This is a genomic window from Vibrio sp. V38_P2S17PM301, assembly GCF_009904845.1.
In the GTDB taxonomy this organism is placed as follows: Bacteria; Pseudomonadota; Gammaproteobacteria; order Enterobacterales; family Vibrionaceae; genus Vibrio; species Vibrio proteolyticus.
On the sequence record NZ_WXWO01000086.1, the window covers coordinates 37,406 to 47,262 of the forward strand.

The following is a 9,857-nucleotide window of genomic DNA, read 5'->3' on the forward strand; positions in this document are numbered from 1 at the left end:
CACCTAATCGCGAGAAAACACTATGGCTGTCACTATCAATGCAAATGGTTTAAGTATTGTTCACAAAGGCTCTGGCGGTGAAGCCAATGCGACATTACCAGATGTTTGCCTGACAACAGTTGGGCCATCAGTCGTTCCCATTCCTTATGGGAACAATGCCAAATCAGCAGACTTGGCCGATGGAACAACAACAGTCAGCGCTGATGGTGGTAACAGCATAGCGATAAAAGGCAGTAAGTTTGCAAAAAGTACTGGGGATACTGGCGGTGATAAAAAAGGAGTCTCCTCCGGCACGATAGAAGCGGAAGCAGAGTTCATCTCAGCTTCGGGAGATGTGATCATTGAAGGCCAAGGAGTGGCACGCTTGACCGACCAGATGACCATGAACAAAGCCAATACGATGTGCCTTGGCGGTGTTCAAAACCCCAGTGTAACAGTTGATCCAGCGTTGGATCTCCCTAATGATATCGAAATTAAAACTCGATACCCCAATGGTCAATTGATGGTCAATGCCCCCTATATCATTACCGATGAAAGCAACAGTCCATTAGGATCTGGTACATTGGACAACGATGGGCAATCGTGTGTCGGTGGGTTAAATCCAGGTAAAATCAAAATATGCGTCGAAGAAAGCAACGATGCGTTTTGCCCTTGTCCTGTCCGTCGTCCCAATCCACATCACAATGCCGATATACTCCCAGATGACTTTTTTGACCTCGCAACAAAAGGCCAGCAGGGCTTTTGGAAACCAATACGAATTGAAACGGGTCTGACTCCGTGGGGAAGTATTGGTCAAGAACTCAGTTGTGACCAATACTTCCAAGATATTGTGTCCACTGAAACTCGCCTGCACTTTACTCACCTTCACCCTGAAACAACCTATACGATGGAAAAAGTATGTGATGCAATCATCGGCAATCTTAATATGCCTCTTCCTCACACAACAGAAACCTTAGTGGCGTATTGCCTTCCAATGATTCTCGAAGAAGGTGAACTACTTTCGGTATTACTGCGCCTTGCACCTCATGAGACAACAGACAGGATGCTGGCTTACATGCGAGCCCGAGGTCAGGGGAATCCGCAACGTTATTTACGAGAGTACGATTGGTCTGCCGCGAAGAAAACCACCAGTGAAGACATTGACGCATTACTCAAAAAAATCCAGTCGCGGCTTGAGTTTCTCCGAGATGAAGCCAGCAAGCTGAAATATGCCTATCTATCCGAGGAGGTGTTCGATAAACACATCAACACCATGGCCACTTACATTAAAGGCCTACCCGAACTGATGTCTGGTGTGTTTACTAAAATGCAGCTTAGAGCCACCAATTTATTAAGCAACACGGCAAACGTTAAGGTCATTAAAGCGAGTGAGAATGTCTATTCCTCTGAAGCTGGAGTTATCGAAGTCGTTGTCAACACGACACAAACCGTCGATGTTGTCGAACCTTATATGAATGAGGTGCCGGGTAAAATCGCCAATGTTTTGCCTATTTATCCTGTGCGCTACGGTTATGCGAATTTCATGGAAGAGGTCATACCCGCTCAAGCCCCTCCTCTATTGTGTGACATAGTGGGAACGTCCAGCATTCAAGAGACAGGTGGGTACCTTTTACGCTTGCTTCGTGAAGGCTGGATTTACATCAAGGAGGAAGGTGAGAATAAGCAGTTCCACATCTTCAAATATTGCCAAGTGGACACCGCCACTGGAGTCTTGGAGAAGTTCGAAAAGTATTACTTTACGAATGAAGAGAATGCTCAGGAGGGCCTAACGCTAGATACTTCCTCAGGCGAAACCTTCTATCCGTTTGCGTTTGTCACTGCCAACACCACCGAAATTTCTATCGCCTATTCAGAGCACGAATGGGCACCGGAAGTCATCGACAAAATGAACGAAGATGAAGCCCTGCGTCAGAAATCAATGCAGCGTGTTGATCTGACCAGTACGAGCTCAGATTTCAGTCTTGAGGCGACAGAAGATAACTTCAACACCCTAGTCGAAGACTATCGAAGTAATGATGAAAAATGGTTGGCGATTGACTCGGATACCCCTCAAAAGCATGGTCTGGATATCGCGACTACAAAAAACAGTTACCACCTTTCCTCTGAAGGGGTAGTGGAAACCATGCAAAAAAGTCACAGTGAGAAAAAAAATGGTACTTTGATCGCTTTGTATGATCCGGTCGGTCGTCAGGCTGACTTAGCGTTTGCACTGACGTTAATGACAGGGTATCAAAAGGTCGGTGACCCAGAGACTCTCTACCCACGAACGATAGGCAAAATTGTTAAAGGGTTTCTCGACCACCCTGATGCAGATATTCAGAAGATGGCGAAAGAGAACATTGATGAAACCGCTTTAAATGCGTTCTTTAAGGAGTCTGAAGCCGAAGAGTTGGAGTACAAAAAACGTCGAGAAGCGCTATTGGAGGTGTACGCCGCGTTCGCTTATCAAGACATGGCTGATGGGAGTATCGGGTCACTCGATAACTACTTGAAGATGTTTTTTGAAATCGAGTCTAGTGCTTTAAAGGAGCCAGAAAAAGAAGTCGAGAAGCTGACACGAATTGCCGCCAACATATTTGATGGAACCGGAGCGTCTGAAGAGGGGCAAGCCGCTCTCATCAAGATGATCAATAACGCCTACGAGAGCGGCGGTGCAACTCAAGATTCTCAAAGTGCGTATTACATTATCACTCAGTCAATGAAAAGCATCCTGCTCCAGTGTCAAGATCAGGTCGACTGGAAGATCGTCATTGAGTTGATGCCAATCGCCCTGAGTAAAGTGTGGGCACAAGCGAGAGCGGCCAGTATTTACGGCACAAAGTTGATGGTCAAATCCGGCTATAAGCTGTCAGCCACAGCCTTGTCACAAATCGTGGACTCTTTCTTGCCAACGTTTTTCGAAAAAGTCTTTGGCATTGTCTACACCGGCGAAAAGGTTAGAGTCACCCATGATAAACTAGCGGAATTAATCGCTAAGCATATTGATTCTGGGGGCAAGAGTCTTGGCGCTGCCAACAGAACACAGATGTACATGAAAGGGGCCAAAAAGTTATTCAATTGGGCAGAGGTTCAAAAGCGCAGTAATATCCCTGTTTACTATGAGTTATCAGAAATTAAAGTGGTACGTGAAGTTCAATATAGTGGACGCTTCCAGACCACAAAAGCCACAACCATATTGGATTACATAGGTATGACTGGTGATGGGGTGATTTCTGGATTTTCCTGGTACGCAAACTTTGGTGTTTTGTATGATGTACTGGCTCAAAGTGATTTCAGTGAGGCAGATCCACTTGAGCGTTCAGGAACGATTTACAGTACTTCGAAGTTGATTTCGGCTTTTGCTGCCATTATTGCCGACTCCGCAGCAATCTCAAGGGCGACGTTGGTTCTGGCCAATAGAGGGCTATCTGCGCCGCAACTGGCAGGGATAGCTCATAAAATATTGCCCAAGACCAATGCCGGTGTGACTCGATTCGATCTATTGCTTAAAGCGAGAGTGTTTAGCCGTATTATTGCGGTCTCAAACCTAGCAATGGTATTTGTGGCCATTGGCGATGGTTATGATGACTGGAAGAGTGGGAACATGGGCTCCCTAGCAGGCAATATCTCGATTGGTTTAGGGTCGGCTATCTTTGCTTATGGCGCGGCCTACTACGCCATTACGGGTGTGGCGATAGCCCTAACGTGGGGAATTGCTGCTTTTGTGCTTATTGTTGCAGGCGGTGTATTATCATGGATTTACGGCAAAGGGGCTTTTGAAAACTTGCTATTCCGATGTTTTTGGGGGAAAAGCGATGAATATTCGTTCTGGTATTTTGAAGAAGAAGGAAACTTTAAAGGAACTGAGAAAAGAATTGCATTTGCAAGGCAATATTTTGAAGACCCTTTATATCAGACTGCTTTTAAAATAGAAGTGCAGGAGTTTATGAATTTTCTTATGCAGCCTTCCGTTTCAATTTCAAATTCTAGCGATTTCTTTAGTAATAAGGAAACACGTACCTATAAGTTTGTCTTGCCAAATTTTGTCTGGAAAGTATCTGAGCTGGCGGGATCCATTCAAAAAACCAAATTGGATATCTTACAACCTATTCAATATATAAAAGAAGTTTCGACTCTTGATGAGTCTGGAACCAAAGTATTCACAAAAGCACTAGAAGCCGCGTTAAGCGATGCTGAAAAGCAGGAGTTTAAGAATGGGGCTTTGCACCTAAGCGTCGAAGTAGAACTGGACGAAGATTCAGAATTGCACTGGTGCTATCAACCTACTCCAGACGTGGTAGTACCAAAACGCATGTTAACCTCTGACGGCAAACTAAAAAAAACTTACATTGGAATGAGAGATGATGAGCCAATGGGCGATTTATAAGGACTTATGATGCGAAGAACAGATCCCAAGTACCCTTGGTGGAAAAGGCGCCACGCTCAGCGCTTGACTAGTTGGCGTGAGAAGTTTGAAAACACAATAGAGTTAGATACCTACCCGGACCCGGGAGAGCCCATAATGTCAGTCAATGACAACGTTCTTTCGATTCGTAACGCTGCACATAATATACGCTCTATATATTTCTTACCTTGGGTCGTAGGGTTCTGGCTATTATCTATTTCATTTGTCTATGACTTTGGTCCAAATGATGGAATGATAGCCCATGCCCACTACAATATTCAAAAGAACATAGATCGAGAAAAGAGAGGATTGAGCTACGACAAAGAGCGAGACTTGTATTACAAAGCACTAGTAGGTAACGATGGCACCGGCTCTAGGCTTGACCTTATAAACGCAGTTATCCAGCATGGCTCTGATAGCTATAGGAAAAGTATCTATGGGGAGATAACTTTTATATCAATACTAATTGTATTCTCTTTGATTTTGACTGCAGGTTTGATTCGATTTCCCCGTCTCGCAGAAATCCATTTTGATCGACAACGTGGGATTGTTTACACATGGCGGTTTGGAAAAATTGCCGCGTGCCGATTTGAAAACCTAGGTTTTCGTGAGGATAAGATTGGTCTAACACTCTTTCTCTATGGAGAAAGCAAAAAACACAAAAGCGGCTATTGGCCTGCGCTATTTGGGCTTCAGCCCACAGGGAAAGCACATATGAACAGCGAAGATGATAATACTTTTCTGATGGCACAATTATTCGCATTTATGGATAAAGGCAAGCAGGCGGTGATTACAGGAGAGCAGTTTCAACGTGCTCAGCCCAAAACCTATTTATTTCAGGACAACAAGCCTAAAGACTTTGAAAAAAGGCTAGAAGCCATCCTAGAACGTGAGCATCAACTGCCAGAGATCTATGCTGAGCATACATTTTAAAGGGGGGCCTGTGGAAGAGCCCTCAATTGATGAAACTGCAATAAAAACTAATGTGTTTGGAGTTATTTTTAGCTGCAGACCTAAATGATTTCTGTCCATAAACGAGTTACAACGATTAGGTGAAAAGGGACTCCCAAACTAGGAATAGAAATCCATAGCAAATGGCACGGTACCATTTGCTATGGCTAGGTTTAACGCTGACTTTGTGGTGCTGACAACTTTTGGTTGATGAACAGAGCAAATAAAATGATGCTTAATGCGATCCAGGTGTTGGCCTGGACGGGTTCATCTGAGATCACCACACCGATCAATACACCCACGGCGGGCACCAGATAATTGGTCATAGATGTGAAGACGGCACCGGCATGGCGGATACTCATCATGTACAGGTAGTAGACCACACCAGCGCACATTACGCCCAGATACACCAACGATAATATGGCCCCTGCTGACGTGACACCAAACGTTAATGGCGCACTAAACAATGCAACAACCAGCAGTTGAACACTGGCCATCGACAAGACATTTCTTGCCACAATCAACGGATGTTCATCGTGAACCCGATTGAGTAACAACAGGGCGATAGCAAAACAGATCGCCGCAGCAATAACCGCCGCTGCGCTGAGCATATTCAACTCCCCTCTGTCCAAGACCAAATCCGGAGAAAACAACACCAACAAACCACAAAAACCGACAAAAACACTGGAGGTGTTGCCTGCACTGATGCGGGCGCCTCGAATGAAAAGCGGGGCGAGCAGCAAAGCATAAAAGGGCAGGGTGCCCATCAGGATTGCGGTGATAGAACTGGTCAGGTTCTGCTGTCCCCAAGGGATCAGCACGAACGGGATCACGGCTTCAAGTAATCCGATTAGGGCAAAGAGTCCCCATTGATTGCTGTTCCCGTTGATGCCTAGTGTTTTGCAGATAACAATTAAGGTCACAGCCCCCAGGAGCGCCCGACATGCGCCGATCCAGACTGGAGCAAAACTCCCGAGCGCGACTTCCTGAAAAATAAACTGTGAGCCCCATATCAACCCGATGGCGAGCAGCGTTAAATAATTGCGTAAAATCATAACAGTGACCTGAAAATTGAAGAGCCAGGCTGACGAACCTGGCTCAAAATTAGCCCGTAAATGGGCGCAGTGATGAGTTAGCACGCCTTGAAAGCGATAGCGTCGACTTCTATTTGCATGCCTTCAAGCGCCAGTGTCGGGACTGGAATCAGGGTGCTGGCGGGTAAACGTTCTGTTGACCAACGTTTTTTCATCGCGTTACTCCAGATTTCGAGTTTTTCTGCATTGTGATCAACGATTAGAATCGTAATTTTGACTACGTCATCAAAACTGAGCTGGTGGGTGGTGAGCGCAATCTCCAGGTTCGCCAGCACCATATCAACCTGACGATCAAAGTCATGGCTCAGTGAATGCGTTTTTCCCTCACCGCCACTCTGGCCGGAAATGAAGATCAGCTCGCCATTGGGTGGGGTTTTCACGGTATGACAAAACCCATAAGGTACAGGGTTAAACAGTGCAGCCGGATTACAGAAAGAGAGAGTCTTGATTGTCATTTTATGAACCTGCCATTCGTTGTTAATGAAATTTTGCAGTAGTATAGAAGTTCAACTTAACTTTAAGTCAACGACTTTGTTTTCTCTTAGGTAAGTCAGGTAACATAATGATAAATAATCAGTATTTAACAATTGGTCAATTATCGGAACGCAGTGGTGTAGCGACATCCGCTTTGCGTTTCTATGAAACCAAAGGTTTGATCGCCTCTATCCGTACGTCAGGAAACCAGCGCCGTTATCTGATGTCGATGCTACGCAGAATCGCGCTGATTCAGGTGGCGCAGTCGATAGGTTTCACGCTTGAAGAGATCACGGCTGAATTGAGTGGCCTGCCGATGAAACAAACGGCAACCAAGCGGGACTGGGAAAAAGTCGCTAAAAAATGGCAAAAGGATTTGGATAAAAAAATGGCGCAAATACAGTCTCTGCGGGCAAACCTGACAGGGTGTATCGGCTGCGGATGTCTGAGCATGAAAAAGTGTCAGCTACTCAACCCGGAAGACACATTGCATCAGCAGGGGCAGGGCGCACAACGAATCATTCAGTGAGTATCCACGCGCGGTGAGAGAGTTTTCGAGTGTATCGCGGAATTTCGAAATTGTCGTATTTTGCAGCTATAGTGTAGTGATAGTGTGATATGCAACCAGGCTGGCATTTTGGGAAGTAAGACTGCCAGCTTTAAGGAGCGAGCAAAGTGGTACCCGAGTTTCAGCCAGGCAATAACATTGCCATGAAGATTCCCGCTCATGAGTACGAACGCACTGTGAGCTTTTATCGGGACGTACTGCGTTTCAAAGAGCTGTCGAATGATGGCATGGACGGCACTCCAAGATTCGAGTTTGGTGATAAAACCTTGTGGCTCGATTGTGTCGCCGGGTTAAGTCAGGCCGAAATCTGGCTGGAAGTGACCACCAATGATGTTGAACGAGCCGCAGAGTATCTGCAACGGCATGATTGTCACCGCCGGGATGAAATAGAACCGCTGCCGGAGGGGTTTCAGGCTTTCTGGATTGCCAGCCCGACCAATATCATCCATCTGATTTCCCCTCAAAAACACGCGTAAGCGACGCCAGGTTCGGGAGAGGACATGACCGAGTTTGTGATCACCACGTTTGACTGGGTACCGGAAGCGCCACGCGGCTACGTCCGGGATCTGCGTCTGCGCTGGGCGTTGGAAGAAGCCGCGTTACCCTATCAAGTGGAAGCCACTCCGTTTGCCACTCGCTCTCAGCACCATTTCGCACAGCAGCCGTTTGGACAGGTTCCTTGGCTGCGTCATGGCGAGCTGTCTCTGTTTGAGAGCGGTGCGATTCTTCTTTATCTGGCGGAGCACAGTAGTCAGCTCATGCCCAGCGATCTATCTGGCCGTTATCGCGTCATCGAATGGCTCTTTGCCGCATTGAATTCCGTCGAGATGGCGAGTGTACCTTGGTCGATCTTTATGTTTACTGACGATCAACAAGCCACTTCAGGGCGTAAAGCGCTCGATGATTTTCTCACTGCCCGGCTCAGGCATATGGAGCAGGTGCTATCACAATGCCAGTGGCTGGCGGTAGAGTTTTCTATTGCAGACATTGCAATGGCAGATGTATTGCGCCTGGTTGACCGTTTTGATGGCCTGACGCCTTATCCAGCTTGTCGGGCTTACGTGACGAGAGCGACTGCGCGTCCGGCATTTATAAAAGCGCATGCTGATCAAATGGCCTATTTTCGTGCGTCTGATCGTGTCGGGGAACAAGGTGGTGGTTCTGAGAGTTGATGTACGTTTTTGTCAGCGCGAGCCTGACGAGTAATTGGGTTCGGGAACACAATCAGAGCTCGTATAACTTGTCAAAATCGCGCTGGTTCAAAATATCTTCAATTTTTCTTCTTGTGGTATGAATGTTCTTATTCTCACCAAGGTTCTCTGTTGTCTTTTTTTCAACGGGACGTTTTTTCTTTGCTTTACTCATTTGTGATTCCTCATTACTGAATGCTGGTCGTGGTTTGGGTTAATCAATTTTAAAGCTTCCAAGTGTGGTGCCACTTGCCGACAAGATCACGCCTTGTTGGTTATGCTCGCAAAACTGGAAGTTGAGGTGGGGTTGGGAAGTCAGAAGTTTTGGGAAAATATGACGTTGTAGAATGTCACTGTTTAACTGATGTATTTCTGCAGACCAATGTGCCTGGTTTTCTTTTAAATAAAATTCTATTTTAAACACTCGTGTTTATTATCCTTCTTGACAGATTTATCTCGTAGTATTTGATACCAGTGTCGCTGGCGGCTTGTTCTTCTGGACATGGGGATCCTGGGTAATTTAATTGATGTTGAGAGGGGGAGATGTGGCGAAAGTGAAGAAGAAGATGTGGCGACAGGGCGCCACACCTTTTTGAAATCTTACAGAGCAGTAACGTTTGACGCTTGTGGGCCTTTTTTGCCTTGTTCAACGTCGAAACTTACTTTCTGACCTTCAGCCAGAGTTTTAAAACCGTCTGATACGATAGAGTTGAAATGTACGAAGACATCAGCGCCACCGTTATCTTGAGTGATAAAACCGAAACCTTTAGTTTCGTTGAACCATTTTACTGAACCAGTCATTTTTGAAGACATATAGATACCTCGATAGAAATTTAAAATAAGTTAAAAGCTGCGAACATAAAGCTATTGAATTGACTATGAAGAGAAGTTATCGCAGGAGCTAAACGACGGGTATCGAAAGGTAACTGAGAACAGACTTGTACTTAACATTTCACTAATAGCTCGTTTGCCAGAGCTGACACCACTATACACCTTGTTTTCTAAATGACCAGTTTTATTTTTCTAACGGGCCAGAGGGAAGTTTGTTCTGACAGGAGCTAAACACACCTTCTGCTGCTGACACGATCAACAATCGCATCACTGCGTAAAATATCATCAAATATTATTTCTCATCGCTAAAATAGGAAGAAAGATGAGATTTATTTTTATTCTAATGATGATGTAAGATTCATTCT

The 9,857-nt window shown here is 45.6% G+C and carries 9 protein-coding genes; 5 read left to right on the plus strand and 4 right to left on the minus strand.

Features of this window, described 5'->3' with window-relative positions:
- Positions 1-22: 22 nt before the first annotated feature.
- Both CAG64_RS18420 and CAG64_RS18425 read left to right on the plus strand, forming a co-directional pair.
- On the plus strand, positions 23-4,366 hold the full coding sequence (locus CAG64_RS18420) for a PAAR-like domain-containing protein (RefSeq protein WP_161448589.1): 4,344 nt from the start codon (positions 23-25) through the stop codon (positions 4,364-4,366).
- Between the two features lie 135 nt (positions 4,367-4,501).
- Positions 4,502-5,317 (plus strand): hypothetical protein, encoded by an 816-nt coding sequence (locus CAG64_RS18425; RefSeq protein ID WP_161448587.1) that lies wholly within the window; start codon positions 4,502-4,504, stop codon positions 5,315-5,317.
- 191 nt (positions 5,318-5,508) lie between these two features.
- Here the strand turns inward: CAG64_RS18425 and CAG64_RS18430 are convergent, their stop codons facing one another.
- On the minus strand, positions 5,509-6,387 hold the full coding sequence (locus CAG64_RS18430; RefSeq protein WP_161448606.1) for an EamA family transporter: 879 nt from the start codon (positions 6,385-6,387) through the stop codon (positions 5,509-5,511).
- 80 nt (positions 6,388-6,467) lie between these two features.
- Entirely contained in the window at positions 6,468-6,884 is a 417-nt protein-coding gene (locus tag CAG64_RS18435) for a RidA family protein (RefSeq protein WP_161448586.1), read from the minus strand.
- Positions 6,885-6,991: 107 nt separating this feature from the next.
- Between CAG64_RS18435 and soxR the strand changes: the two genes are divergently transcribed.
- The 3 genes from soxR to CAG64_RS18450 all read left to right on the plus strand — a co-directional run bounded on the left by soxR (position 6,992) and on the right by CAG64_RS18450 (position 8,643).
- Entirely contained in the window at positions 6,992-7,432 is a 441-nt protein-coding gene (gene soxR / locus CAG64_RS18440) for a redox-sensitive transcriptional activator SoxR (protein ID WP_161448584.1), read from the plus strand.
- A 146-nt stretch (positions 7,433-7,578) separates the two neighbouring features.
- Positions 7,579-7,947 carry a VOC family protein gene (locus CAG64_RS18445; protein ID WP_202600896.1) on the plus strand — a complete coding sequence of 123 codons (369 nt, stop codon included), beginning with the start codon at positions 7,579-7,581 and terminating at the stop codon, positions 7,945-7,947.
- A gap of 24 nt (positions 7,948-7,971) precedes the next feature.
- Entirely contained in the window at positions 7,972-8,643 is a 672-nt protein-coding gene (locus tag CAG64_RS18450; RefSeq protein WP_161448582.1) for a glutathione S-transferase family protein, read from the plus strand.
- 52 nt (positions 8,644-8,695) lie between these two features.
- On the opposite strand, the gene CAG64_RS23700 is transcribed toward CAG64_RS18450, so the two are convergent.
- Together CAG64_RS23700 and cspE are read right to left on the minus strand one after the other, a co-directional pair.
- Entirely contained in the window at positions 8,696-8,836 is a 141-nt protein-coding gene (locus CAG64_RS23700) for a hypothetical protein (protein WP_169727790.1), read from the minus strand.
- 425 nt (positions 8,837-9,261) lie between these two features.
- Complete coding sequence (gene cspE, locus CAG64_RS18455; protein WP_021706395.1) at positions 9,262-9,474, minus strand: transcription antiterminator/RNA stability regulator CspE; 213 nt, start codon at positions 9,472-9,474, stop codon at positions 9,262-9,264.
- Positions 9,475-9,857 lie beyond the last annotated feature (383 nt).

What these genes read in the sequence shown, in the direction of transcription:
- CAG64_RS18420 (WP_161448589.1), top strand. Translation starts at nt 23, where the DNA reads ATGGCTGTCACTATCAATGCAAATGGTTTAAGTATTGTTCACAAAGGC.
- CAG64_RS18425 (WP_161448587.1), top strand. Translation starts at nt 4,502, where the DNA reads ATGTCAGTCAATGACAACGTTCTTTCGATTCGTAACGCTGCACATAAT.
- CAG64_RS18435 (WP_161448586.1), bottom strand. Translation starts at nt 6,884, where the DNA reads ATGACAATCAAGACTCTCTCTTTCTGTAATCCGGCTGCACTGTTTAAC.
- soxR (WP_161448584.1), top strand. Translation starts at nt 6,992, where the DNA reads ATGATAAATAATCAGTATTTAACAATTGGTCAATTATCGGAACGCAGT.
- CAG64_RS18450 (WP_161448582.1), top strand. Translation starts at nt 7,972, where the DNA reads ATGACCGAGTTTGTGATCACCACGTTTGACTGGGTACCGGAAGCGCCA.
- CAG64_RS23700 (WP_169727790.1), bottom strand. Translation starts at nt 8,836, where the DNA reads ATGAGTAAAGCAAAGAAAAAACGTCCCGTTGAAAAAAAGACAACAGAG.
- cspE (WP_021706395.1), bottom strand. Translation starts at nt 9,474, where the DNA reads ATGTCTTCAAAAATGACTGGTTCAGTAAAATGGTTCAACGAAACTAAA.